The sequence below is a fragment of the Cypionkella aquatica genome, assembly GCF_030161095.1.
GTDB classification, from domain to species: Bacteria; Pseudomonadota; Alphaproteobacteria; order Rhodobacterales; family Rhodobacteraceae; genus Cypionkella; species Cypionkella aquatica.
This window is the reverse complement of the sequence record NZ_BSPP01000019.1, coordinates 1-25,280: the sequence shown is the minus strand read 5'-3', so window position 1 is coordinate 25,280 and position 25,280 is coordinate 1. Positions and strand designations below refer to the sequence as shown.

Sequence of the window (25,280 nt, the reverse complement as noted above, 5' to 3'; positions counted from 1 at the left end):
CACCACAGCCGGGGGCGCTTCGCCCCCCGGACCCCCAGAGAGTATTTGAGCCAATGTGAAAGTTGGGGTCATTCGGCGGCCTCCATCCGGGGGGCCAAGGGGGCGAGCAGGGCACGGCGGCGCAAAGGCTTGGCGAACAGGGCAGCAAGATCACCGGCCTGTTCGTAGAAATGCACCGGGGTGAACACCAGTTCGATGGCCCATTTGGTGGCCATGCCCTCGGCCTCCAGCGGGTTGGCCAGACCAAGGCCGCAGACGGTCAGATCTGCGCGGGCGGCGCGGGCGCGGGCGAGTTGCTTGTCAACGTCCTGGCCTTCGGAGATCACCGGGCCTTCGGCCAGCAAGGCGAGTTCCGGGGCCAGCAGATCGCGGTGCAGGAAGGGGGTGCCGACCTCTAGCGCGGTCATGCCACATTCGCGGGTCAGAAAGCGGGCGAGGGGGATTTCAAGCTGGCTGTCGGGGAAGAAGAAGATCGACTTGCCGTCAAGGGCCTGCCGCGCCGCCGAGATGGCCTTTTCAGCGCGGGCGCGCGGGGCGGCGGTCACGGCATCAAACAAGTCTTGCGGCACGCCAAATTCGGTGGCGATGGCTTGCAGCCACAGCGTCGTGCCTTCAGCGCCAAACGGGAAGGGGGCGGCGATATGGCGGGCACCCCGGCGCAGCAGGGCCGCATGGGTGTCGCCGAGGAAGGGCTGCACCAGCGCGAAAACGGTATTCTCACCGACCTGCGGCGCATCGGCGCTGCGCCGTGCAGGCAGGCAGCGCACGTTGCTGATGCCCATTGCGGCCAGCAAGGCCAGCGCCTGATCTTCCACCACATCAGGCAAAGCACCGACGATCAGCAGCTCGCGCGCGTCGGATTGCGCCAGCGCTGGCACCATCGAGGCAAGGCAGGCATCCTCGCCTTGGGTGAAGGTGGTTTCGATTCCCGAGCCCGAATAATTCAGCACCCGCACATGCGGCGCGTGCGCGGCACTCATCCGTTCAGCGGCGCGGTGCAGGTCCAGTTTGATCACTTCGGACGGGCAAGAGCCCACCAGAAACAGCTGCCGAATGTCAGGGCGGCGTGACAACAGCCGCGCAACTTCACGGTCCAGCTCGGTCTGTGCATCGACGAGGCCTGCGAGATCTTTCTCTTCGAGAATCGCTGTGCCAAAGCGCGGCTCGGCAAAGATCATCACACCCGCCGCCGATTGCAGCAGGTGCGCGCAGGTGCGCGAACCCACCACCAGAAAGAACGCATCCTGCATCTTGCGGTGCAGCCAGATGATGCCGGTCAGCCCACAAAACACCTCGCGCTGGCCGCGCTCTTTCAGCACGGGGGTGTTGCTGCAACCGAGGCTTGGAAGCGTGCCGGTCATGCCCGCACCGCCTGATCTAAGCGTGCGAGGCGCAACTTGCGAATGAATTGCCCGGCGTTGATCGCATAGGTGAGGTAAGCCGCCAGCGCCAAGGCCATCAGCCCCATCGGCGACAGCGCGCCCGTCCAAAGTGCTATAATATAAGCAGAATGTAGGCCGATCACCGCAAAGCTGAACACGTCTTCCCAGAAGAAAGCCGGGGCGAGAAGGTATTGGCCAAACACCACCTTCTCCCAGATTGCCCCCGTTACCATGATCAGGAACAAGAGGCCGGTTTTCACCAGAATGGACACGGTGGCGGCCATGTAGCCCTCACCCGTCAGCATGTAGCGCAGCACCAGAACCAAGGAGATTGCGAAGGCCAGAAACTGAATGGGGGCCAGAATCCCTTGCACCAAAGTCCACTTGGTCGCGTCGCGCCGCGCACGCTCGGCCGCCGTATAAAGCGGTTGGCGCTGCGATAATTTGGGGCGACTCGCGGGCATGGATTGGCTTTCAAACGACTTATCCTGATGCCAACCCTAGCCCCCCGATTCCGAATGTGTCAACTGAAACTTACACTATTGAGGTTGACATACCCTGCAGGATTTCACCGAAAATCACCATCTTTGCTGCAAAAAAAGCATGTGATTATTATGTAGAAACAGATACTTGAAATAATGCGCCCGCGTGACTACCCTGTAAGGTGTCAATTTTCTTTGACAAAATGTTGGTCCTATTGGAGAGTTGAGGGCAAGGATGACCCCGATCGTGCTGGCATATTCAGGCTGCGATTTTGCGGGCGCCCGTTTGAGGAGCCGGGGCAATGCCAGAGTTTCAGCCTCTTCATCAGGCGCGCAGCTTGTCTGCGGACAATTCTGGCGTCAGTTTCTTTGCCTCTCAGGTGGTGTCGCTGCTGGCCGATCGCAGCGTGAAATCGGTGGTCGAGCCGCACGAGCAGCTGATCGCGGGGCTGATCACGGCCTCTTTGTCGGGCACCAAAGCTGCGTTTTCGGGCCTGCTGACCGAGGTGAAGCGGGCGCGGATCAGTCTGGCGGCGCTGTCGGATGTGTATATCCCGATTGCCGCGCGCCGGATGGGGCAGTCGTGGCTGGACGACGAGTTGTCCTGGATCGACGTGACCATCGGCGTGGGGCGGCTCCAAAGCCTTTTGCGCGAGATTGGCACGGCATGGGTGGCGGATCAGGCGGGCGACACGGGGCACGGCACGGTGATGTTGATCGTGCCAGAGCGCGAGCAGCACACCTTGGGGCCGATGGTGGCCACCGGGCAGTTGCGCCGCTACGGGGTTTCGGTTTGCCTGAGAATTGCGCCAAGTTTCAACGAATTGCGCAGTTTGATGGCAGCGCGGCATTTCGATGGGGTGATGATCTCGGTTGCCACCAAGGAAAAACTCGAATCCGCCGCAAAGACGATACAATTTTTAAAGACCATCATGAGCAGTCCAACCCCGATCGTCGTCGGGGGGGCCGTGATGTCAAAAGTGGAGGATCCGGCTTCATGCACAGGGGCTGATTTTTCATCCAATGACATTGGCGCTGCGCTGGAGGTTATGGGCCTTAAGTTCGACGCCTTTTGCGTGCTGAAGCGCGCTTAACATACCGTGGTCCCGGTGAGACGGGTGGGCGGCAAAAATGGCGAAACTGCTGTGAACACTGACACGAAACACTTTTTGACGGGCATGACGATGCCGCTGATTGATCCAGAGTTGCTCTCTGAGATCGTGTCGACGGCTGCGGACATTTCTTTGCTGATTTCCGGGGATGCGCGGGTTGCGGCTGTGATGGTCAATCCCGGGCATCCGGCGTTTGGGCGGCTGGACAGTTGGGTTGGCAAGCCGGTGGCCGATATCATCACCGATGAAAGTTATGAAAAGCTGGTCAAGCGGCTGGCGGTGATTGGCAAGCAGGGCTCGCGGGCCTTGGCGGTTGAGGTCAATCATATTGATCAGGCGCTGTGGGAATTTCCGGTGCGCTATTCGATGCACAACATCGGCAAGGACCGGACCATCCTGATGATGGGCCGCGATATGCGCCCGGTGGCAGAGATGCAGCAGCAACTGGTGATGGCGCAGTTTGCGCTGGAGCGTGATTATGAAACCCAGCGCGAAATGGACACGCGCTACCGGGTGCTGATGGAAGCCACGCGCGATGCGGTGGTGCTGGTTGCTATGAACTCGGGCCGGATTTCTGATCTGAACGCGGCGGCGGCTTTGATGCTGGGGGGATCGCGGCAAGATCTGGTCGGGGCTGCGATTGCGCAAGAGTTTGAGGGGCGGCGGCGCGGCGAGTTTCTGGAAACCTTGTCCAACATCGCCTCGGCCGATGCGGTCAACCCGGTGGAATTGGTGGCGCGGCGGTCGCAGCGGCGGGTGCGGGTGATCCCCAAGCTGTTCCGTGCGGCGGGTGAGCGGCTGATGCTGTGCCGGATTGAGGCACCCGATCAGGCCAACACCCCCAACACCGAAACCAATGAAAATCTGGAACGGCTTTTCCACGAGGGCGTGGATGGCATGGTGTTTCTGGATCAGGACGGCGTGATTACCTCGGCCAATGATGCGTTTCTGAAGATGACCGACAGCACGCATGTGACCAGCGTGCGCGGGCGCTCGATGGGTGATTTTCTGGCGCGGGGCGGCGTTGATCTGCGCGTGCTGTTGGACAATGCCCGGCGGGCGCGGCAGTTGCGGATGTATGCGACGCGGATCCTGAACGAGTTCAAGGGCGAAGTTGCGGTTGAGATTTCCGCCACTTTCCTGAGCGACCGGCCCAATCCCGGCTTTGGTTTGATCATCCGCGATGCCAGCCGTGCCGAGATGCTGCGCAAGCCCGGCTTTACCGCAGGCGAAGATGGTATGCGCTCTGTGATGGAGTTGGTGGGGTCTTCGACGCTGAAAGACATCGTCACTGAGACCACCGATGTGGTTGAGAAGATGTGTATTCAGACCGCGGTGGACCTGACCCGCAACAACCGCGTGGCGGCCGCCGAGATGCTGGGGCTGTCGCGGCAGTCTTTGTATGTCAAGCTGCGCAAGTTTGGATTGCTGAGCAAAGACGACGAATAGCGGCAGAGCGCCTTCACCGGGAAAATCGGCAAAATATCTGTCCCAGCGGGGACAGACTTGTATCTTGCGGGATTTTCTAGGCGTTTTTCTACCATATCTTGTGGAATTTGTCGGTTTTCGGCATGTGCGGGTGACTGCGCCGGGGTGCTGGGGGTCGCGCAGAATTTGCGCTTGATCGACTCGGGGTTGTCATGTTTAGTTGACACATGAGCGTATCAACAAACTTACACATGGCCACCCGCCCGCAGCCCAAAGCCGTTTTGGAGCTGATCAAACCGATTACATGGTTTCCGCCGATGTGGGCGTATCTGTGCGGCATCATCTCGGCTGGCGTGTCGCCGTGGTCGTCGTGGCCCTTGGTGATTTTGGGCGTGGTGCTGGCGGGGCCGGTGGTCTGCGGCATGTCACAGGCGGCGAATGATTGGTGCGACCGCCATGTCGATGCGGTGAACGAGCCGCATCGCCCGATCCCGTCGGGGCGGATACCGGGGCGTTGGGGGCTGTGGATTGCGCTGGCAATGTCGGTGCTGTCGCTGGCTTTGGGCTGGCTGCTGGGGCCGTGGGGGTTTGCCGCGACGGTGGTTGGCGTGCTGGCGGCCTGGGCCTATTCGGCGGAACCGGTGCGGCTGAAGCGGTCGGGCTGGTGGGGGCCGGGGCTGGTGGGCCTGTGTTATGAGGGGCTGCCGTGGTTCACGGGGGCGGCTGTGCTGGCGCAGGCGATGCCGTCTTTCCCGGTGGTGACGATGGCGCTGCTGTATGCGTTTGGCGCGCATGGCATCATGACATTGAATGATTTCAAGGCACTGGAGGGGGACCGCCTGCATGGAGTGCGGTCTTTGCCGGTGACGTTGGGGCCAGAGGTGGCCGCGCGGGTGGCTTGCACGGTGATGGGTGTGGCGCAGGCGTTGGTGGTGGCGCTGCTGTTCGTCTGGGGCAGGCCGTGGCACGCGCTGGCGGTGCTGGCGCTGCTGTGCGCGCAGATTTGGGCGATGAAAACCCTGCTGGCTGACCCCAAGGGCAAAGCGCCTTGGTACAACGCCACCGGGATTGCGATGTATGTCAGCGGCATGATGATCACCGCTTTTGCCATCCGCACGTTGGAGGTTGCACAATGACGCATCTGTCGTGGTTTTCCATTGTGCGGCTGGGGTTGGTGCAATTGTGTCTGGGCGCGATTGTGGTGCTGACGACCTCGACGCTTAATCGGTTGATGGTGGTCGAGGCGGCGCTGCCCGCGCTGCTGCCGGGGCTGTTGGTGGCGCTGCATTATGGGGTGCAGATCACGCGGCCAAACTGGGGGTTCCGGTCGGATAGCGGCGGCAATCGCACGCGGTTTATCGTGCTGGGCATGCTGGCGCTGGCCTTGGGTGGGTTTCTGGCGGCTTTTGGCTTTGTGGTGATGGTGGGGGCCTATTGGCCGGGGCTGGCGATTTCGGTGGTTGCGTATGCGCTGATTGGCGTGGGGGTGGGGGCCTCTGGCACCTCGCTTCTGGCGCTGCTGGCGCAGGCGACGCATCCACGGCGCAGGGCGGCGGCGGGGACGATCACTTGGCTGATGATGATTTTCGGGATTGCGGTGACGGCGACGGTGGTGGGCAAGCTGCTGGACCCCTACACGCCCGCGCGGCTGTTGGAATTGGTCGGAGCTGTGGGCGTGATCGCGGTGGCGCTGACGGGTGTGGCCATCTGGGGGATTGAGGCGCGGCATGGTTTTGTGGCGGTGCCCGATATCAAGCAACCGTTTCGGGACGGCATTGCCGAGATCTGGGCCGAGCCGCGCGCGCGGCATTTCACGCTGTTTATCTTTCTGTCGATGACCGCCTATTTCATGCAGGAATTGATCCTTGAGCCTTATGCCGGGTTGGCGTTTGGGTTCACTCCGGGCCAGTCGACGCAGCTTTCGGGCGCGCAGAATGGTGGGGTTTTCATCGGGATGCTGACGGTGGGGATTGCGGCGACGGGGCTGCGGATCGGCTCGCTGCGGGCTTGGGTGATGCTGGGTTGCGCGGGATCGGCGGCGACGCTGGTGGTGCTGGCTTTGGCTGGGCAGATGGCGGCGGGGGCGGGGCTGGTGTTGCCGGCGACGGTGGCGCTGGGGCTGTTCAACGGCATGTTCGCGGTGGCGGCGATTGGCTCGATGATGGCGCTGGCGGGCGAGGGGCGCGGGGCGCGGGAAGGCACGCGGATGGGGCTTTGGGGTGCATCGCAGGCGATTGCGGCGGGGTTTGGCGGGCTGATCGGGGCGGGCGCTGTCGATCTGGCACGGCAGTTCACCGATACGGCCAGTGCTTTTGGCGCGGTGTTCGTGCTGGAGGCTGGGCTGTTTGCGGCGGCGTGTTGGATGGCCGCGATGATCATTGACACCCAGCGTCAGCCCGGTTTCGGCCATATGGTTGCAGGAGAATGACATGAGCTATGATGTGGTCGTGATCGGCGGCGGGCCTTGCGGGGCGACGGCGGCAAATGATCTGGCGCGGGCGGGCTGCGATGTGGCTTTCCTTGACAGGGCGGGGCGGATCAAGCCGTGCGGCGGGGCCATTCCGCCGCGGTTGATCGAGGATTTCTCGATCCCCGCGGGGCAGTTGGTGGCGCATATCCAGACGGCACGGATGATCTCACCCACGCAGCGCGCGGTGGATATTCCGATCGAGAATGGCTTTGTCGGCATGGTGGACCGTGAGCATTTCGACGAGTTTCTGCGGGTGCGGGCGGTGGAGAATGGCGCTGTGCGGTTGATAGGCACCTATCTGCGGCTGGAGCGGGACGCGGATGGCACGCATGTGATCTACCGTGACAAGGCGACGGGGGCCGAGATGCGGCTGGCCACGCGGTTGGTGATTGGCGCAGATGGTGCACGGTCTGTTGTCGCCAAAACCGAAGTGCCGGGGGGCGACAAGATCCCCTATGTCATTGCCTATCATGAGATTATCAAGGCTCCGGCAGCCAGTAACTCCTATGATCCGGGGCGCTGCGATGTGATTTATGACGGCAAGATCAGCCCCGATTTTTATGGCTGGGTGTTCCCGCATGGTGAGCATTGCTCGGTCGGCATGGGCACGGGGATTGATGGCATTGATCTGAAGCAGGCGACCGCTGATCTGCGGGCCTCGGCTGGTTTGACGGGATGCGAGACGATCCGGCGTGAGGGCGCGCCGATCCCGCTGCGGCCGATGGACCGTTGGGACAATGGCCGCGATGTGGTGCTGGCGGGCGATGCGGCGGGGGTGGTGGCGCCGTCGTCGGGTGAGGGGATTTACTATGCCATGGTCGGGGGCCGGGTGGCCGCCACGGCGGCGCAGGCCACGCTGGCCACCGGGCGGGCATCCAAGCTGAAACTGGCGCGCAAGTTGTTCATGAAGGAACATGGCACGGTGTTCAAAGTGCTGCGGTCGATGCAGGACGCCTATTATAAATCGGATGAACGCCGAGAGAGGTTTGTCAGCCTGTGCCACGATGTCGACGTGCAAAAGCTGACGTTTGAGGCCTATATGAACAAGAAGCTGGTATCCGCGCGGCCCTTGGCGCATATCAAGATCGGCTTCAAGAATGTGCGGCACCTGATGGGCTTTGTTCCCCCGGAATATGTATGAACCAGATGATCCCCGCTTGGGTAAACGGCACGCTGACCCCGGTTGACAAGCTGGAGGTGCATCAGCGCGGGCTGCGGCATCTGGCGGTGTCGGTGTTCGTGATGGACGGCGACAAGACGCTGCTGCAACGCCGGGCTTTGGGCAAATATCACACGCCGGGGCTGTGGACCAACACCTGCTGCACGCATCCGCGCTGGGGCGAAGACCCGCAGGACTGTGCCACCCGCCGCCTGCGTGAAGAACTGGGCATCACCGGGCTTGCGCTGCAACCCGCAGGCCATATCGAATACCGCGCCGATGTCGGCAATGGTCTGACCGAGCATGAGGTGGTCGATATTTTCATAGCCCACGCCACGCAGGGCCTGCCGCTGGCGCCTGATCCGGCAGAAGTGATGCAAACCAAATGGCTGCCGCGCGGGCAATTGGCCGCGCAAGTCAACGCCAATCCGGCACAGTTCACGCCTTGGCTGAAGATCTACCTTGATGCCGGGGTGGCAGCACTAAGCGCCGGTTAGTCCCAGCACCATCAGACTGATCTTGCACCCCGACCACCACAAGCCGCGCATGTGGCAATCGGTTTCGTGCAAGACACTGACTGCATGGCAGCCCCAAGCAAATTAATGGGCTGGAGCTGGGGCGGGCTTGTGAGGCTTTGAGCTTCCGCGAGATTATCAGATAATGATTGTTATGTCATATAATCGCGGGACTTCTTGCCGCGCATCGCTCATTTGAACCCGTTTCAAGCCTTAGCCGCGGTGGAAGCTGCCATGACCGCGCTTTGCCAATGCCAAGGTGGCAGCGATTGCTAGGCAGCCATCATCCCAATCGCTCGTGCTTATGCCGGATCGCAAGCCATTCCGCAGTTCATCAGACACGCTTTGGTGACGTTACAACAGTGTGATACAAAGTGTATTGACGCCAGCGCCCGGACAGGATTTTGCAAGCGTTACTGGTCAGCGCCCGCACCGTCAGAAATATTAAACCTGCGCCTTTGGGAGCCAAAACCAAAGCTGTGCATTATACTTGTCCATCTACCACGTTCGGAACCACAGCATGACTTCATCTTACGACGTCGGATCGCCCACGCCAACGGGCACTGGGGCCGACGTGTCTGAAACTCTGAAAAATGGCGCGGTTGCGTCAGATGTGGGTATCGACAAAGACGTGGGTATAGACACATCTGGTGAAAAATCTGGTAATCGCGCCGCTGCCAGCCCGGCGCACAGCACGCATGCTGCGATGCCTGATTTTGCCGCAATCGCAGATGTGATGCCGCAAATGGTCTGGTCGACGCGGCCTAATGGGTTTCACGATTATTACAATGCCGGGTGGTATGATTTCACCGGCGTGCCTGCTGGCAGCACCGATGGCGAAGGCTGGAACGGCATGTTTCACCCCGATGATCAGGCGCGGGCTTGGCAGCGTTGGTCAGAATCGCTGGCAACCGGCACGCCTTATGAGATCGAGTATCGCTTGCGGCACCATTCCGGCGAATATCGCTGGGTTTTGGGCCGTGCGCGGGCGGTGCGCGATGAGCATGGCCAGATCGTGCGCTGGTTTGGCACCTGCACCGACATCCATGACACCAAGAAAGCCGCGGAATATGTGGAGCTTCTCAGTCAGGAACTGAGCCACCGCATCAAGAATATTTTCGCCATCGTGCAAAGCCTTGTTGGCTTGTCTGGACGCCGCGCGCCTGAATCGGCGGCGTTTGCGCGCGATTTGCAGGCACGGATTGGGGCTTTGGGGCGGGCGCATGATCTGGCACGGCCGCACAGCGATCAGTCGCGGCCGCATCATGGCGGCGTGACGCTGCACAGCCTTGCCCGCGAAATTCTGAAACCTTACATTGCGATGGATGATGGCCGCATCAGCATCAGCGGCGAGGATGTTGCGGTCGATGATGCCGCCGCCACGCCGTTCGCGCTGCTCCTGCATGAATTGGCCACAAACGCCAAGAAATACGGCGCGCTGTCCACCGAGACGGGCAGCGTCGATATCACCTCGTCTTGCGAGGGCGATGAATGTCAGCTGATCTGGACCGAGCGTGGCGGGCCACAGGTCGTGGGGGCACCAGAGGCGACGGGGTTCGGCACCAAGCTGATGTTGGCCAGTTCTCAATCACATCTGAACGGCAAGATCGCCTGGGCTTGGCAGGGCGAAGGGCTGGTCGTGACCGTCACCTGCCCCCGCAGCAGCCTGTTGCGCGCGGCCTGTCGGGCGGAAGCCTCTGGCGCTTAGGGCTGTATCTTGCAGGGTTAGGCCTTGCAGGGTTAGGCAATGAAAAATCCGCCTGAACGCAGGCGGATTTTTTCTGACCAAGGGCGCGTGTCGCCGCCGGTTGCGGCCTTAGGCGCTGCGCTGTTGCGATTGGAACACCGTCAGCGCCGAGGGCGGCGGCATCACTTGGCCTTCCATGCGCTTCAAGCTGAGCACATATTCCACCGTCTGCCGGATCGTATGCGGATCGGTCGGTTTGGGCAGCACGCCAATCGCCCCCGGCACGCCATCACCCAGCATGCGCGGGTTGGCGGTGATGAACACCACGTTCACCCCAAAATCCCGCGCCAGACGCGCGCCGATTTCCGGCCCAGTCGGGCCATCGCGCAGGTTCACATCCACCAGCGCCACATCAGGATTGGCTGCCCCAAGCTGCAACGCGCTTGAGGTGTCAGCCGCTATCCCGACCGTTTCAAACCCAAAATCTTCGAGGGTCGCTTCCAGATCCATCGCGACGATGATCTCGTCCTCGACAATCAAAATGCGTCCAGCCATGATAACACCTATTCGTTTCACATATTCTGCCTCGAAAATCACACGAGGCCTAGTCTAACGGGCCATCAAATGCATGGTTCCCTGTCACTGCGGCTTGCCTGCTACATGTTGCACGGAATCTTCTGTCGACTCTGGCGGGTTTGCGGCGGCTGGGGCGGAATTGGCGGCATTTCGGCGGCAGCTTGGTCTGAAATGGCAAGGATTTGGCGGATAAGGCGGGTCGGCCGGGGCTTTCACAACATCGTGCGCAGGGTGTCCAGATGGTCTGCCTCGGCTGCGGGCTTGTCCCAGCGGATGCGCGAGATGCGCGGGAAGCGCATGGCAAGGCCCGCTTTGTGGCGGGTGGACAGGTTCAAGCCTTCAAACGCCACCTCGACCACCAGCAAGGGTGCCAGTTGCCGCACCGGGCCGTAGCGCTGAGTGGTGTTCTTGCGCACGAAGCGGTCAAGCTCTTTCAGCTCTTCATCCGTAAAGCCGAAATAGGCTTTGCCAACGGGCACCAGATCGGGGCCGTCCCAGACGCCAAAGGTGAAATCGCTGTAGAAGCCTGATCGTTTGCCATGGCCGCTTTGCGCGTAAAGCAGCACCGCATCAATCACCATCGGGTCGCGTTTCCACTTGAACCACGGCCCGCGCGGGCGGCCTGCCACATAGGGCGCGGTGCGGCGTTTGATCATCACGCCTTCGATCACCTGCGCCGGGGGCGCGGCGCGCAGGGTGGTCAGATCCTGCCATGTGGTGAAGGGCAACAACGGGGAAAGGTCGATGCGGTCGCTGTCAAAATCCGCAGCCTGTAGCCGGGCGCGGCGGTCTTGCAGCGGCAGGGCGCGCAGATCCTCGCCCTGCCAAGTCAGAATATCATAAAGCCGCAGGCTGGCGGGATGGCTTTGCAGCATGGCCTTGCTGACCAGCTTGCGCCCGAGCCGCTTTTGCAGATCGGCAAAGGGGGCAACATCGCCGTCACGCCGGATCAGCAACTCGCCATCAACAGCGCCTTCAAAATTCAGCGCATCCAGCAGATCGGGGAAGGCTGCGCCAATGTCCTCGCCGGTGCGGGAATACAGCCGGCGCATGCCGCCTTCGGACACCGCCTGCACGCGGATGCCGTCCCATTTCCATTCGGCGATGTAGTCAGCAGGGTCGAGCGCGGCCAATTCGCTGGGGGTAATCGGGGTCGACAGCATCACCGGGCGGAACGGGGCAGCCGCCGCGGCTTCGGGGCGCGCGCCGCCCGCCAGCCAATCGAACAGGGCTGTGTAGGGCGGCGTCAGACCGTGCCAGATTTCCTCGATCTCTTCAACGCTGCGCGCCGAGTCTTGCGCCGCCGAGCCTTGTGCCAGGGCAACCCGTGCCAACCGGGCAGATAGACCGACCCGCATGTTCCCGGTCGCCAGTTTCAGGAAAGCCAGCCGTTCGGGCGGGGTCATCCGATCCAGCACTTGGGCGATGGCTGCGGGCAGCGCCAGTTTGCCAGTGTCACGCAACAAGGCGACGGCATCCGAAAGGGTGACTTCGGGGCCAGAGGTGGTGGCTTCGGGCCAGATCAGCGATATGGTTTCCGCCAGATCGCCAACGAAATCATAAGACAACGCAAAAAGCTGCGCATCCATCCGCTCGCCTGCCAGACGGCGCAGCAGAGATGGCGAGACTTGCCGCAAATCCAAGCCGCCGGTCAGCGCCGCCAAGGCCCAGCCGCGATCGGGGTCGGGGGTGGCTGCGAAGTAATGCGCAAGGATGGTCAGCTTGGCATTGCGGCCTGCGGTGAAGGCCAGCCGTTCGAGAAGGCGCGCGAAGGCTTTCATTCTGGCTCGTCCTCATACCCCACCAGCCGCAGCGGGCGGGCGGCGATGCCTTGGATTTCGCACCAGCGCAGCAAGCCGTCTTCGGTGCCGTGGGTGATCCAGACCTCTTGCGGGGCAAGCTCGGTGATGGTGGCGGTCAGTTGCGGCCAATCGACGTGGTCGCTGATCACCAAGGGCAGCTCTACCCCGCGCTGGCGGGCGCGGGCGCGCACGGTCATCCAACCCGAGGCATAGGCGATGACGGGATCGCGGAAGCGCTGCACCCAAGGGCTGGCGAAGGCGGAAGGCGGGGCAAGGATCAGTTGCGCGTCGCCGGGATCGGTGGCGGATACCAGCGGGCCAAGGTCGATGCCCTGTTCGACATGGTAATCACACAGCCGTTTCAGCGCGCCGTGGATGGCGATAGGGGCGTGATGGCCTGCCGCGCGGGCAAGGGCGATCACCCGTTGGGCTTTGCCAAGCGCATAGGCACCGACCAGATGCGGGCGGTCGGGAAATTCGGCCATGCTGGCCAGCAGGCGCGCGGCCTCGGCAATCGGGTCGGGGTGGCGGAACACCGGCAGGCCAAAGGTGGCTTCGGTGATGAAGATATCGCAGGCCACCGGTTCAAACGGCAGGCAGACCGGGTTCGGCGCGCGGCAATAATCGCCCGACACAAGGATGCGCGGGCCATTATCCGGCGTGATCAGGATTTGTGCCGAGCCCAGCACATGCCCTGCGGGGTGAAAGCTGACGGTGACACCGCCGAGGCGGGTGGTGCCTTCGGCGATCTGGCGGGACGCGGTGAAATCCTCGCCATAGCGGATCGCCATGATCTCCAGCGTTTGCCGGGTGGCCATCACGGCGGCATTGCCGGGGCGGGCGTGATCGGCGTGGCCGTGGGTGACCAAAGCGCGCGGCACCGGGCGCAAAGGGTCGATGTAGAAATCACCCGGGGCGCAGTACAGACCCATTTCGGTGGGATAAAGGATGTCTTCGGCGCGCATCAGGTTTCGGGATCCTCGGACGGCAGGGCGATCACCAAGGCGAGTGCTGCCAGTTTCAGCACGCAGGGGATCACGGCATAGGCGATGTTCAGGGTGCTTAGGGCTTGTGGGCTGTTAACGGCGCCGGGCACGAAACCGTTCCATTGCAACAGCGGCATCACGATAAAAGCTGCCAGCGCCAGCCCGAGTTTGCCCGCAAACGCCCAGATGCCAAAGGCGAGCGAGGCTTTCAGCCCTGCCCGCGTCAGCGCCACCGAAAACATCGCGGGCAAAAGGATGGTGTCTGACCCCAGCGCTGCCCCTGCGGCGATGCAGATGATCGCAAAGCCCAAGTAATCGCCGGGGGCAAGGAAGGCCGCGCCCGCAAAGCCCGCTATCGCCAATGGCATCGAGATCATCAATGTGGTCTTGGCCCCGATGCGCTGGCTGATCTTGGTCCAGACCGGCACGCTCAGCCCTGCGCTGAGGAAGAACAGCGCCAGCAACCCCCCTGCCCTGCCCGGCAGTTGCAAGCGATCTTCGACAAAGAACAAAAACAGCGTTGAGGTGATGGCGACGGGCAGGCTGTTGACCAAGGCCAGCACCAGAATCCGCAGCGCGCCTGCGTTGGCCAGACCTGCGAGGGAAAACGACTCGCCCAGGATCACCGGGCGTTGCCAGATGGGAAAGCTGATCGCGGCTGTCAGCACCGCAAGCCCGCCCAGCAGTAGGCCGAACGCAGGATAGCCCTGCCCCCCTGCCCCCAACACCACCAGCACCGCCGGGGCCAATGCCGCAAGGATCACACCGGCGAGCATGCCGCCCTCGCGCCAGGCGGCGAGGGTCAGCAGGGCTTGCGGTTCGGGTCGCTCGGCCAGCGTGGCGCTGCGACCGTACAGCAGGATGGTGCCAAGGCTGTAGGTGGAAAACAGCAGGATCAGGGCGGCCACCAGTTGTGCGGTGACATGCGGGCCGGGGGAGAGCGAAAACAGCAGCGGAAAGCCCACGGCCAGCCCCGCCACGGCGGCCATCGCGAAGGCGGTTTGCAGGCGGGGCCAGCGGTCAATCGCCCAGCCGATCAGCGGATCTTGGGCAAGGTCAATCACCCGGATCAGCAGCAGGATGGTGCCGATGGTGCCCAGACTGAGGCCCAGATTGATCGCGGCAAACTGCGGCAGGTGGATATACAGCGGGATGCCGGTGGCCGCCAGCAGCAGCGCATACAGGCTGACGCGGGGGTAATGGCTGCTGCCACTGGGGGCTCGGGTGGTCGGCATGGGATGGCGGCCTTTGCAACGGGTTGGCCTTGATATGGGCCGGTTTTGCCGCGAGGCCAGTCAGGGCGTTGGTTTAAGCTGGGGCAAACAGCGGAAAGCTGACGCCAAGCGCCCATGCGAGGCAAAGGCCCAAGCCAACGCCCGCCGCCCAAGCGCCCGCGCGTTGCCCGACCCAGCGCCCCATCAGCCCATGCACCAGAAAGAACAGCGCGAACACTGGCAACACGATCAAAACGAAGGTCAGATCATCGGGCCGCAGCAAGGCCGCCATGATCAGCGAGGCGAACAGCGCCAGCCGTGCGGCCACGCGCCGCCATATTGGGGCGCGTCCGGCTTGGGTCAGGTGGCTGTCGGCCAGCATGCAGGGGATGGTGCCCAAGCACAGCGCGGCGATGATCGGCAGGCGCTGCGGTGTGGGCAGGAAGTTTGCGGCGTAACGGTCAAGTGCCAAGCCGAATACCGCGATGCCCCACAAAGCGAGGACCAGTGCCGACAGCGCTGCGGCTGTGCTGGGCCTGCGCGGCCAGATCCGCAGCAGCGCCAGTTGCAGCGCGCCAAAAACGGCCAGATGCAGCATCAGATAGTCGGCCACCAGCACCGGCAAAAAGTTGCGATATACAGGTGTGATCAGCAGCGGGGTCAGCGCCAAAGGGATCAGGATGGCCAGCAGAAACCGCCGGGTCGGGATGGCGGGTGCTGTGGGGCCAGCGGGTAGGTTCGCGGCGAGGGGGTAAAGGCCCAGAACGATGCCGTCCAGCAGCGCGAGGATCCACCAGCCGCGCGGGGTGGGCTTGGTTGCGCTGGTGTGCTTAAAGCTGGTGTCGAACCAGTCTTGCGCGGCCTGCACGGCAGATGTGCTGAACAGCACGCCGACATGCTCGACACCGGGGGCGACCATGGTGGCGCGGCGGGTGGGGCCGGACCCTACCACCGCACCCTCGGCAGCGGCGGGGTTCACCTGACGGGCGGCGTCCAGCCCGGCCTTGCGCAGAAAGCTTTCCCATTGCCCCGAAATCACCAGCAATTGCTGGGGCGAATCGGCGGTGACGGCCTGTGAGAACATCGAAATCGCGACCACGGCCTGCACGGGCTGGTTGCTTTCGACCTCGGCAATGCTGGCGCGGATGATGATGTCGGTGGCCATCGAATGACCCAGCAGGCCCACGCGATTGTCACCGGGCAGGCTGCGGGCATAGGCGATTATGCGGCGCGTCTCGGCCACCAAAAGTGCTGTGGTGCCGTCGATTGCGGTGACATCGCCCGACATTGGTTTGGGGTTGCGGCCATGGCCTTCAAAATCGAACGCCAGCACCCGGTAGCCTGCTTGGGCCAGGGCGAGGGAATAGGATTGCATGATCTGACGCGAGCCGGCAAAGCCATGCGCCACCACGATCACAGGGCCAGAGGGCGCGCGTTGATAGAGGGTGACGGGGGTGGTGCCGATGCGCAGGTCGGAAATCTGCAACCCTGCGCGCGCGCGTTCCAGTTGAAACAGCGCAGCAAAGCAAAGCAGGAGCGCCATGATGCCGACAAAGGGGCGAAATCGGATCACATCGGGGCTTTGCGGTTGGGGCGCGGGCCGGGGCGGGCAGCGCGGGGGGCTGTGCTGCCCAAGATCGGCCAGCCTGCCGCGCGGTGCAAATGGTTTCTGCGGGATTTTTGGCAAACCGCGGGAGGGGGATATTCCCCCCCCCGCACCCCCCCTGCCCTATTTGGCTGGCGGTTTGCTATCCCAAGGCGGCGCAGAACGCGGCGATGGCGGTTTCCAGCCGGTTGCGCGGGGTTTGGGTGAAATCGCGATCCAGCTGCAAGGCAATTTCGCCCGGCGCGATGGTGCAGGTGACGGCCCCGCCCAGCAGGGTCAGCCGGAGCATCTCGCCGCGCGGTTTGGCGGCGGTGTGGGGGCTGCGGGCTTGTCCCCGCGGGGACAGTTGCGCTGCGATCTGCGGGGTTTCAATCTCGGCGGCGAACAGGCGCAGGATTTCAAGCTCGGCTGCGGCGTCGCGGTCGGGACAGGCGCGCAGGGCTTTGTGCAGGGCGGCGCTGCGGCTGGAATCGTGCTTGAGCGCCTGATTGAGGCTGACGCCCAACGCGCGCGGGATCGCCTCGGGAAATTCCAGCACCTTTTCCAGCCGGACCATCAATTCGGCAAAATGCCGGACGTAATTGCGCCTTTGCCGACTGGTCGAGGCGAACAGCTCGTCAATCGCTTCGTCCAGCGTGGTGCAGGCGGTGGCGCGATCATAGCAGTAGATGGTGGCAATCCGCCCCATCTCGGCCCAGGACAGGTTTTTGCGCACCAGATTTTCATCGACCATACGGCGATAGAGCTGATCAACGGGGGTGAAGTCTGCGACCGGAATGGCCGCGATTTCGGCAAAGCAGGCCAGCCCGGTTTCAGCGTAAAGCGCGCGAAAGGCCGACAATCTGCGCCAGCCCTGCACCAGTTCAAACTGACCGGGGCGCGAGGTGTCGATGCGAATCGGGTTTGACAGGCCAGTGGCGAGAATCGAGGCCTTGAGATCGTCGATTTCGGGGTCGATGTGGCAGGCGCGATCGCGTTTCAGCTTGGTTGTGGTGATCGCATCCAGCGGGATGAACAGAATTTCCTGGCCCTGCGGTCGTGGTGCGTCCGGTGTGTGTGCGGGGGGCTGTTCGGCTGTGACGGGGGGGATCGGCAGGGCTGTGAAGGGGCGTGTGATCGACATCGGGTTTCCTGTAAAACAAGCGTGGGATGTGGATAACTTGGCCGCAAATCGGTTTCAGAAGCTTTCCGCCGCCGTGCGCTGGGGGCCTTTGCGGGCGCTGAGCGACAGCGATTCTGTCCCAGCTGGGACAAATCTCTGGTGATTGTGGTTTTGGGATAGGGCGCCACAAGATACAGAAATGTCTTGCGCGACTCGGATTCCTGCGCCATTCAATTACGGTATAAACGGAAATAACCGATAAATGCCGTAACAAACGGTGTTAGACACTAAGTCTGGGCAGGACATGCAAGAAAAAAACCGGATCGACCGTTTGGTCGGCGAACATGCTGCCAAGCTGTCAGAGCGTCTGATGGCGCATCGCACGCAGCTTTTCCCACCCAATGCGCAAAAGCAACTGCGCTCGTTCAGCTCGGGCGAGGTGGCGGGGCTGCTGGGCGTGAAAGACGCCTATCTGCGCAAGCTGTCGCTGGAAGGGCGCGGGCCGCAACCGCAGACGGGGGCTGGCGGGCGGCGGATGTATTCTTCGCAAGATATCATGGCGTTACGGCAGATGCTTGAAGTGGGTGCGAAAGCGCCGGGCACCTACATTCCGGGGCGGCGGGCCGGGGATCATCTGCAGGTGGTCACGGTGATCAACTTCAAAGGTGGCTCTGGCAAGACCACGACGGCGGCGCATCTGGCGCAAAAGGCGGCGCTGGATGGCTACCGGGTGCTGGCGATTGACCTTGACCCGCAGGCCAGCCTTTCGGCGCTGCACGGCTATCAGCCCGAGTTTGATCTGGCCGATGGCGGCACTTTGTATGACGCGATTCGCTATGATGATCCGGTGCCGCTGCGTGACATCATCCGCCCGACGTATTTCACCAATCTGCATCTGATTCCCGGCAATCTGGAGTTGATGGAGTTTGAACATGACACGCCGCGTGTGCTGGCCGAACGCAGCGCTAACCTGTTCTTTACCAGAATTTCCGATGCCTTGGCGCAGGTGGAAGCCGAGTACGATCTGGTTGTGATCGACTGTCCGCCGCAACTGGGGTTTCTGACCATGTCGGCACTGTCTGCGGCCACTTCGGTTCTGGTGACGGTGCATCCGCAGATGCTGGATGTGATGAGCATGTGCCAGTTTCTGCTGATGACCTCGAACCTGCTGGGCGTGGTGGCGGATGCGGGCGGCAACATGAGTTACGACTGGCTGCGCTATCTGGTGACGCGGTATGAACCCGGCGATGGGCCGCAAAACCAGATGGTCAGTTTCATGCGCAGCCTGTTCGGCGACCATGTGCTGAACCATACCGTGTTGAAATCGACGGCTATTTCGGATGCGGGCCTGACCAAGCAGACCTTGTACGAGGTGGAAAAGGCCGATTTCACCCGGGCGACCTATGAGCGCGCGATGGAAAGTCTGAACGCGGTGAATGGCGAGATTGAGGGTCTTATTCAAGCGGCATGGGGGCGGTAGATGGCACGCAAGGATGTGTTGATCGGATTGCTGGCGACCCCTGCGCCCTCGGCTGCGGCACCGCCCCGGGCGCAAAAGGGCGCGATTGGGGCGGTTTCACGCTCGATTGCCGATCTGAAAGCCCGCTCGGTGATCGAGCTTGACCCCGATCTGATCGAGGCGGGCGGTTTGCAGGACCGGCTGGAAAGCGATGCGGTGGATGACAGCGCTTTGGCGCGGTCTATCGGTGAGTATGGCCAGCAGGTGCCTGTGCTGGTGCGCCCGCATCCTGAGGTCGAGGGGCGCTTTCAGATCGTCTATGGCCGTCGCCGGGTGCTGGCGATGCGCGCGCTGGGGCAGCCCGTCAAGGCGCTGGTGCGTGATCTGGATGACCGGGCGCTGGTGCTGGCGCAGGGGCAGGAAAACACCGCGCGGCGCGATCTGTCGTTCATCGAGAAGGTGAATTTTGCGCGGCAATTGCAGGATGCGGGCTATGACCGCAAGGTGATCTGCGATGCGCTGTCGGTGGATAAGACTCTGGCGTCGCGGATGCTGTCGGTGGCGGGGCGTTTGCCGGCGGCGCTGATCGAGGCGATTGGGGCCGCGCCGTCGGTGGGCCGCGACCGTTGGCTGGCGCTGGCTGATCTGGTCGAGGCGGGCGGCGACGGTGTCGCGGCGGCGGTGGGCGAAAGCTCGGACGCGCGGTTTCAGGCGGTGTGGGATCATCTGACCACGCAAGCCACCACACGCCAGCCTGCCATGGGGGCGACCCCCCTGCCCCGCCCTGCCCCGCGTGTGGTGCTGGCGATCGGCGGTGCGCCCTTGGCCGAGGCGTCTTTGGGCGCCACAACCCTGACATTGAAGCTGCGTCTGACGCAAACCGCCGGGTTTGAGGACTGGCTTCTCGACAATCTTCCCGCCCTGCTGCGCGATTGGCAGAGTGGCAAGCCCAATGCGTAACCCTGAACCAGAAAGGAGGCACGGTCCGGCATAACAAAAAGCCCCCCGGAACATGACATTCCGAGAGGCCCATTCTTGTCTTTGCACTTCAAGAAATAGGCGCTCTTGTGTTCGGCTGTCAACCGCTGTTTTCAGCGGCCGGAGCAGTTTTGCCGCGTGATACCCCAATGAAACACATCTCAGTGACGCCCTTTGGGCGGCAAGCGGTGACGGCTGGCCTGTTGGCAGCGCGTGCCCTGGACGAGTCCGCCCTGCCCCAATCTGGTTTGCCCCGCATTGATAAATGGTCGCTTTTCAACGACTTGCGCACAGCACGGGTGCGGTTTGGCCTAAGCGACCGCGATCTGTCGGTGCTGTATGCGCTGCTATCCTTCCTGCCCGCCAAGGCGCTGGAGGACACGGCCGATCTGGTGGTGTTTCCGTCGAACGCCGCGCTGTCAGACCGCGCGCATGGCATGGCGGAAAGCACGTTGCGGCGGCATCTGGCGGTGTTGGTCAAGGCGGGGCTGCTGTGGCGGCAGGATAGCCCCAACGGCAAGCGCTATGCGGCGCGGGATCGCGCAGGTGCGTTGGTGCAGGCGTTCGGGCTGGATCTGCGCCCGCTGCTGCTGCGCGCGGGCGATATCGTGGCGGCGGCGGCAGAGGTGACGCAGGCCGCAGATCATCTGCACCGCGCGCGTGAAGCGCTGGTGTTGCGGATGCGCGATGCGGCCAAGCTGCTGGCCTATGGCATCGAGGCTTGCCTGCCGGGCGACTGGGCGGGGCTGGAGGCGCGCTTGCTGCCGCTGCGGGCGGCGTTGCGGCGCAAGATGGACGCCGATGTTGTCGCGCGGCTTCTGGGCGAGGCTGGGGATATCCTGCAGGCTTTGCGCGTTATGATTGATGTTAAATCAGAAAAAATGCACGGCACTGCCGCCCATTCTGAGCGTCACTATACGAATTCAAAGCAAGACTCTTATGAATTTGAACCTTGCCTAGAAACAGGCAGGGGCGGCGGCGCGGTCGCGTCTGAACCTGATCAGGGGGTGGGGGTGCAGATGCCAAGTGTTCCGCTGGTGTTGGTGCTGAAAGCTTGCCCCGATATTCAGCCCTATGCCCGATCAAACCTGACGCAATGGCGCGATCTGGTGGTGCTGGCGTCGGAATTGCGCGGGATGATGGGGATTAGCGCCTCGGCTTGGGCGGAAGCGCAGCGGTTCATGGGGCCAGAGACGGCGGCGATTGCGGTGGTGGCAATGATGCAGCGGATTGGCAGCATTTCCAATCCGGGCGGCTATCTGCGGGCACTTTCGGGCAAGGCTGCGGCGGGCGGATTCTCGGCGGGGCCGATGATCATGGCGCTGCTGAACAGCGAAACGGCGAGGGCGGCGTGAGGTTGACAGCTGTCAACTGTGGGGCGGAGTTGTCAGCTGTCAACTTTGTCGGGTCGAGGCTGGCATGACGCAATCCGCCAAGGGCGATGGTTGCGACGCCAAGCCCTGCGTCAATGGCGCTGCGCTTTAATGGCAGCAGCGTCGAGGCCAAGGTCGCGGGGCGCTCCACAGCCTTCATCACCAGCCCGATACGTCGTAAAATATCCGAGTTCTGGGGAATCCAGCGTATCGCCAAATGCGGGCTGCCGTTGATGTTTTGGGGTAAGGTATTGAAAGTATGTGGAATATGGCCCGAAAGACTGCCCATTCGCCTGCATCTTTTGGCTTTGAAGCGGGGCTGCGTTCGTCACCTCAAGCCCGGTTGCCCTGCGCATTAAACAGCGGCGTTTGGGGATGCCGCAAACCGATTGCGCGGTAGGAAAATGGTGTGAAAAGGCCCGCCGGGAAGGGCGGGCCTTATTTGTTTGATCAGACCACATTTTTGATCAGACCAGTTTTTCGGTCAGACTGGCAGATCAGCCTTCATACTTCGGCAAAGCTTCCAGCTGCTCTTTGGTTTGACCCAAATAGACGCGCAGTTCGTCGCCATCGGCGGCTTTCAGAATGTCCACTTCGGCCAGCGGCAGAGCGACGGGCTTTTCACCCATGCCAAGGAAACCGCCAACATCAACGATGACCTGTTCGATCTTGCCATCGGCCGACAGCACCAGATTTGACACTTCACCAATCGACGCATCGGTGGCGTCATAGACCTTGGCACCGGTCAGCTTTTCCGAGGTCAGCACGGTGGCATCGGCTGCGACATAGCCTTCACGCACCAGCGGCGCGCGGGTGGTGTCCGCCGTCGTGGTGTCCGCCATGGTGGTGTCGGCGGCCATCGCATCGGCAGCAGGTGCTTCTGCAGTTGCGGCCGGTGCCGTCGTGGCGTCGCCCATGGTGTAGGCCGGGGCCGCTTCAAAATCGGCGCGCTTGGCCGACATCACAAGGAAGAAGTCATCCGGCGCATCGGCAGTGGCGCTGTCGCTGACGAATTTGATCGCCTCCATGCCAACGGCGACCTGACGCTCGCCCATGCCAAGGAAACCACCGATATCGACCAGAACCGCATCGACCTTGCCATCACGCGACAGGATCACGTCGTTGACTTCGCCGATATCATCCCAACCATCCTGAGTGCCGTTATATTCGGTGGCATCAATCGCGGCTTCGGATGCATAGATCCGCATGCCGATGAAATCAGACGCCCGCACATTCAGCGGATCGGCTGCAGCACGGAAAGCGCTGGCGGAATCTTGAGCAAAAGCGGCACCGGAAAGGCCCGCAACCATGGCGGTAGAAAGCAAAAACTTTTTCATCGTAGTCTCCTGTGGATGCATTGGTTTCACGCATTCAGCGCTGTCTGGAAAACGTCATCGCCGCAGGGTGGTTCCAAAATTAATCAACAAATTCAATTGGAACCAACACGGCCTTTGGGCGTTGCCGCCGGTTTTTCAGTGCAAAGCAGCACTGGATTGGGCCATGCAATCTGCCATACCGGCCTTATTTTCCTGACCATCCGCGCGCAAATCATATTGCAGCGGGCTATCATGGGCGGCGTATCAAAACAGCTTGGGAACGATCTTCCCAAAGCTGCACCGCAGCATTTTAACAGGCGCAGTGCAGCAATTTTTGCGGTGATTATTTTCCGGCAAAGCAGACTTGCTCCAATTTAGAAAGGCCATATAGTCAGACCTTCAAAGGCATACGGAGATCGGTTGATCTCTCGGCGGGCCATTGGCACTGATGGCTTTGGAGGGGGTCAACATGTCACGCTCTGCTACATTTGACAGGCACATGCTTGAAGCGGCGTTCTCTGAAGTTGAGGTCGTGCAAAAGTCATTGCCGCAAGCCACGCTGACCACGCTCGCGGCTGAGGTTGTCAGCCGCGTTGCCAACAATCTGCGCCTTGACGTGTTGCCCGATCTGCAGCCATGCCCCGATGAAATAGACATGCTGTGCAATGCCTTACTGTCGGATGACCCTCATGAAGCCGCCAGTTTCATCGAAAGCGCGCAGCTGAAAGGGTCCAGCTATGAAACGCTGTGTCTGCTGTATCTCAGCGTGGCCGCGCGGCGGTTGGGCGAGTGGTGGGAGACGGATGAGGTCAGTTTTTACCGGGTGACGATCGCTGCGGGCCGGATCTATGCCATTCTGCGCATCCTGCGGCGTGAACGCCCGACTGCCGCGCCAAACTTGCTGCGCGCGGCCACCTTTGCCTCGGTTCCGGGTGAGAATCATACGCTTGGCATCACCATCGCCAGCGACCTTGCCCGAGAGCGCGGCTGGGATATCGAGCTGATGGTCGGGTTAAGCCATGATGCTTTGGTGGAAAAGCTGGAGCATCGCCAGCCCGTGTTGATCGGGTTATCCGCCAGCGGCAAGCGGTCGCTGCCCGCGCTGACGCGGCTGATCGTGGCCTTGCGCATCCATAATCCCGGCGCGCGGATATTGGTTTGTGGCCAGATCGCCGCCAGCAATCTGACTTTGGTGGGGGTGACGGGCGCGGATGCGGCGGCGGCGGATTTCGACAGTGCTTTGGCGCATATGGATCGGTTGCTGAACCTGCCCACCAACAGGCTGATGATCTAGCCGCGTCTAGAAGACCGCATGCGCGCCGCGATCATCCAGCGCTTCGCCGCGCAAAAGGCGGGCGTAATGGTCAAACAGCGTGTCTGATCCTGTGCTGGGCGTGGCATCGGCGTCATAGCACCCGGTGGCGGGGTTCAGCACCAACATGGATTCGGTGGCATAATAGCGCCCGATCCGCGCCAGTTCGGCCTTGGCGCGCAGCGGCGGCGCAATCCGCCCCGCCGCGCTCAACCCGGCGATGATCGTATCCAGAAGGCCCACTGGCACATGCCGGAATTTCGGCGGCAGATCCAGCAGCCGAAACAATGCCTCGCCCTGCGCGCGCGGCGTGATCGCGGGGCCGGGGCCGCCAATCGGCAGGATGCGGTTGTGCAACTGAGGATCGCTGAGGCAATCGGCCAGATAGCGGGCAAGGTCGGCATCGCTGATCGGCTTGCACGCGGTCAAAGCCCCATCAGCAAACAGCAAAAACGACTTGCCTGCTTTCAGTCGGTTCAATTGCCCGGACAAGGATTTGAAATAGGCCGTTGGCCGCACGATGGAATAGATCAGGCCCGAGTCGATCAAGGCCCGCTCAAACGCCAGTTTGGCATGCTGAAATGCCAGTTTCGGCTTTTGCACGCAGATCGCCGACAGCAGCACAAACTGGCGCACCCCTGCCGCCTGCGCTGCAGCCAGCGCATCGACATGAGCTTTGTGATCAATCGCCCAAGCCTCTGCCGGGGCACCGCTGCGCGAGGCGAGACAAGACAGCACGGCATCAAACGCTTCGCCACGAAAGCCGTCGCGGGTCAGTTGGGCAGGGTCTGTCACATCCCCAAACCGCACCAGCGCCGCTTGGGGCAGGGGGGCGGCACCGGGCCGCACAAAACACACCACCTGATGCCCGCGCGACAGCAGCGCCGCCACTGTCGCGCGGCCAATCGTGCCGGTCGCCCCCAGCACCAACACCCGCAGGGCAGGGGGCGGCGCGCTCATCCCGCCCTGACCGTCTCAACCATCAGCGCCACGTTGTCCGGGCTGGCATCCGGCGTGATGCCGTGGCCGAGGTTGAAGATATGCGGGCCACCCTTGAAAGCATCGACCACGCGGCGGGTGGCGTCCACCAATTCCTGCCCGCCTGTCACCATATGCGTCGGCGACAGATTGCCCTGCACGCAGCCGCCCGGTTGCACATGCTCTGCCGCCCATTCCGGGCTGACCGAGTTGTCAATCGCCACGCAATCCGCCCCGGTCGCCTGCGCAAACCCGATGTATCCTGGGCCCGCCTCGCGCGGAAAGGCGATCACCGGCAGGCCGGGGTGCTTCGCCTTCAGGGCCGAGATGATCCGCGCGGCGG

Annotated in this window: 24 protein-coding genes; 12 read left to right on the top strand and 12 right to left on the bottom strand. The window is 62.4% G+C overall.

The window, feature by feature from the left end:
- Positions 1-68: 68 nt before the first annotated feature.
- Both QQJ98_RS19020 and bchF read right to left on the bottom strand, forming a co-directional pair.
- Entirely contained in the window at positions 69-1,361 is a 1,293-nt protein-coding gene (locus QQJ98_RS19020) for a ferredoxin:protochlorophyllide reductase (ATP-dependent) subunit N (RefSeq protein WP_284326870.1), read from the bottom strand.
- Positions 1,358-1,846 carry a 2-vinyl bacteriochlorophyllide hydratase gene (bchF, locus tag QQJ98_RS19015; protein ID WP_284326869.1) on the bottom strand — a complete coding sequence of 163 codons (489 nt, stop codon included), beginning with the start codon at positions 1,844-1,846 and terminating at the stop codon, positions 1,358-1,360. Before bchF ends, QQJ98_RS19020 begins: the two co-directional genes overlap by 4 nt.
- Before the next feature lie 320 nt (positions 1,847-2,166).
- Here bchF and QQJ98_RS19010 point away from each other — a divergent pair, with 320 nt between their 5' ends.
- The 7 genes from QQJ98_RS19010 to QQJ98_RS18980 all read left to right on the top strand — a co-directional run bounded on the left by QQJ98_RS19010 (position 2,167) and on the right by QQJ98_RS18980 (position 10,256).
- On the top strand, positions 2,167-2,958 hold the full coding sequence (locus QQJ98_RS19010; RefSeq protein WP_284326868.1) for a hypothetical protein: 792 nt from the start codon (positions 2,167-2,169) through the stop codon (positions 2,956-2,958).
- Positions 2,959-3,009: 51 nt separating this feature from the next.
- Positions 3,010-4,425 carry a transcriptional regulator PpsR gene (gene ppsR, locus QQJ98_RS19005; protein ID WP_431307839.1) on the top strand — a complete coding sequence of 472 codons (1,416 nt, stop codon included), beginning with the start codon at positions 3,010-3,012 and terminating at the stop codon, positions 4,423-4,425.
- A 206-nt stretch (positions 4,426-4,631) separates the two neighbouring features.
- Positions 4,632-5,540 carry a chlorophyll synthase ChlG gene (gene chlG, locus QQJ98_RS19000; RefSeq protein ID WP_284326867.1) on the top strand — a complete coding sequence of 303 codons (909 nt, stop codon included), beginning with the start codon at positions 4,632-4,634 and terminating at the stop codon, positions 5,538-5,540.
- A complete protein-coding gene (locus tag QQJ98_RS18995; RefSeq protein WP_284326866.1) occupies positions 5,537-6,832 on the top strand; it encodes a BCD family MFS transporter in 1,296 nt (431 codons plus the stop codon). The genes chlG and QQJ98_RS18995 overlap by 4 nt, the downstream gene beginning before the upstream one ends.
- Before the next feature lies 1 nt (position 6,833).
- A complete protein-coding gene (locus QQJ98_RS18990) occupies positions 6,834-8,015 on the top strand; it encodes a geranylgeranyl diphosphate reductase (protein WP_284326865.1) in 1,182 nt (393 codons plus the stop codon).
- Positions 8,012-8,530, top strand: coding sequence for an isopentenyl-diphosphate Delta-isomerase (idi, locus tag QQJ98_RS18985; RefSeq protein ID WP_284326864.1), 519 nt, complete (start codon positions 8,012-8,014; stop codon positions 8,528-8,530). Before QQJ98_RS18990 ends, idi begins: the two co-directional genes overlap by 4 nt.
- 538 nt (positions 8,531-9,068) lie before the next feature.
- A complete protein-coding gene (locus tag QQJ98_RS18980; protein ID WP_284326863.1) occupies positions 9,069-10,256 on the top strand; it encodes a sensor histidine kinase in 1,188 nt (395 codons plus the stop codon).
- Positions 10,257-10,364: 108 nt separating this feature from the next.
- Here the strand turns inward: QQJ98_RS18980 and QQJ98_RS18975 are convergent, their stop codons facing one another.
- The 6 genes from QQJ98_RS18975 to QQJ98_RS18950 form a co-directional block, all read right to left on the bottom strand.
- A complete protein-coding gene (locus tag QQJ98_RS18975) occupies positions 10,365-10,790 on the bottom strand; it encodes a response regulator (protein WP_284326862.1) in 426 nt (141 codons plus the stop codon).
- Positions 10,791-11,023: 233 nt separating this feature from the next.
- Entirely contained in the window at positions 11,024-12,592 is a 1,569-nt protein-coding gene (locus tag QQJ98_RS18970; protein WP_284326861.1) for a cisplatin damage response ATP-dependent DNA ligase, read from the bottom strand.
- Complete coding sequence (locus QQJ98_RS18965; protein WP_284326860.1) at positions 12,589-13,578, bottom strand: ligase-associated DNA damage response exonuclease; 990 nt, start codon at positions 13,576-13,578, stop codon at positions 12,589-12,591. The genes QQJ98_RS18970 and QQJ98_RS18965 overlap by 4 nt, the downstream gene beginning before the upstream one ends.
- On the bottom strand, positions 13,578-14,834 hold the full coding sequence (locus QQJ98_RS18960) for an MFS transporter (RefSeq protein ID WP_284326859.1): 1,257 nt from the start codon (positions 14,832-14,834) through the stop codon (positions 13,578-13,580). The genes QQJ98_RS18965 and QQJ98_RS18960 overlap by 1 nt, the downstream gene beginning before the upstream one ends.
- A gap of 73 nt (positions 14,835-14,907) precedes the next feature.
- Positions 14,908-16,386: an alpha/beta hydrolase gene (locus QQJ98_RS18955; protein ID WP_284326858.1), complete on the bottom strand. Its 1,479-nt coding sequence runs from the start codon at positions 16,384-16,386 to the stop codon at positions 14,908-14,910.
- A 175-nt stretch (positions 16,387-16,561) separates the two neighbouring features.
- Positions 16,562-17,542 (bottom strand): ParB/RepB/Spo0J family partition protein, encoded by a 981-nt coding sequence (locus QQJ98_RS18950; RefSeq protein WP_284326857.1) that lies wholly within the window; start codon positions 17,540-17,542, stop codon positions 16,562-16,564.
- A 283-nt stretch (positions 17,543-17,825) separates the two neighbouring features.
- Here QQJ98_RS18950 and repA point away from each other — a divergent pair, with 283 nt between their 5' ends.
- From repA to repC, 3 genes are all read left to right on the top strand, one after another.
- Positions 17,826-19,001, top strand: coding sequence for a plasmid partitioning protein RepA (gene repA, locus QQJ98_RS18945; RefSeq protein ID WP_284326856.1), 1,176 nt, complete (start codon positions 17,826-17,828; stop codon positions 18,999-19,001).
- On the top strand, positions 19,002-19,940 hold the full coding sequence (gene repB / locus QQJ98_RS18940) for a plasmid partitioning protein RepB (RefSeq protein WP_284326855.1): 939 nt from the start codon (positions 19,002-19,004) through the stop codon (positions 19,938-19,940).
- A gap of 167 nt (positions 19,941-20,107) precedes the next feature.
- A complete protein-coding gene (repC, locus tag QQJ98_RS18935; RefSeq protein WP_284326854.1) occupies positions 20,108-21,313 on the top strand; it encodes a plasmid replication protein RepC in 1,206 nt (401 codons plus the stop codon).
- Here repC and QQJ98_RS18930 read toward each other — a convergent pair.
- Positions 21,273-21,620 carry a hypothetical protein gene (locus QQJ98_RS18930; protein WP_284326853.1) on the bottom strand — a complete coding sequence of 116 codons (348 nt, stop codon included), beginning with the start codon at positions 21,618-21,620 and terminating at the stop codon, positions 21,273-21,275. The genes repC and QQJ98_RS18930 overlap by 41 nt on opposite strands.
- A 208-nt stretch (positions 21,621-21,828) precedes the next feature.
- Positions 21,829-22,668 (bottom strand): PRC-barrel domain-containing protein, encoded by an 840-nt coding sequence (locus QQJ98_RS18925; protein ID WP_284326852.1) that lies wholly within the window; start codon positions 22,666-22,668, stop codon positions 21,829-21,831.
- Between the two features lie 15 nt (positions 22,669-22,683).
- On the opposite strand from QQJ98_RS18925, the gene QQJ98_RS18920 reads away from it, so the two are divergent.
- Together QQJ98_RS18920 and QQJ98_RS18915 are read left to right on the top strand one after the other, a co-directional pair.
- Positions 22,684-23,025 (top strand): hypothetical protein, encoded by a 342-nt coding sequence (locus QQJ98_RS18920; protein ID WP_284326851.1) that lies wholly within the window; start codon positions 22,684-22,686, stop codon positions 23,023-23,025.
- 91 nt (positions 23,026-23,116) lie between these two features.
- The gene (locus QQJ98_RS18915; RefSeq protein ID WP_284326850.1) at positions 23,117-23,941 is read left to right on the top strand and encodes a cobalamin B12-binding domain-containing protein; all 825 of its coding nucleotides are present in this window, start codon (positions 23,117-23,119) and stop codon (positions 23,939-23,941) included.
- 6 nt (positions 23,942-23,947) lie between these two features.
- Here QQJ98_RS18915 and QQJ98_RS18910 read toward each other — a convergent pair whose 3' ends face one another.
- Both QQJ98_RS18910 and QQJ98_RS18905 read right to left on the bottom strand, forming a co-directional pair.
- The gene (locus QQJ98_RS18910; protein ID WP_284326849.1) at positions 23,948-24,919 is read right to left on the bottom strand and encodes an NAD(P)H-binding protein; all 972 of its coding nucleotides are present in this window, start codon (positions 24,917-24,919) and stop codon (positions 23,948-23,950) included.
- The coding region (locus QQJ98_RS18905; RefSeq protein WP_284326848.1) for a uroporphyrinogen decarboxylase family protein at positions 24,916-25,280 on the bottom strand (365 nt) is incomplete at its 5' end. The genes QQJ98_RS18910 and QQJ98_RS18905, both read right to left, overlap by 4 nt.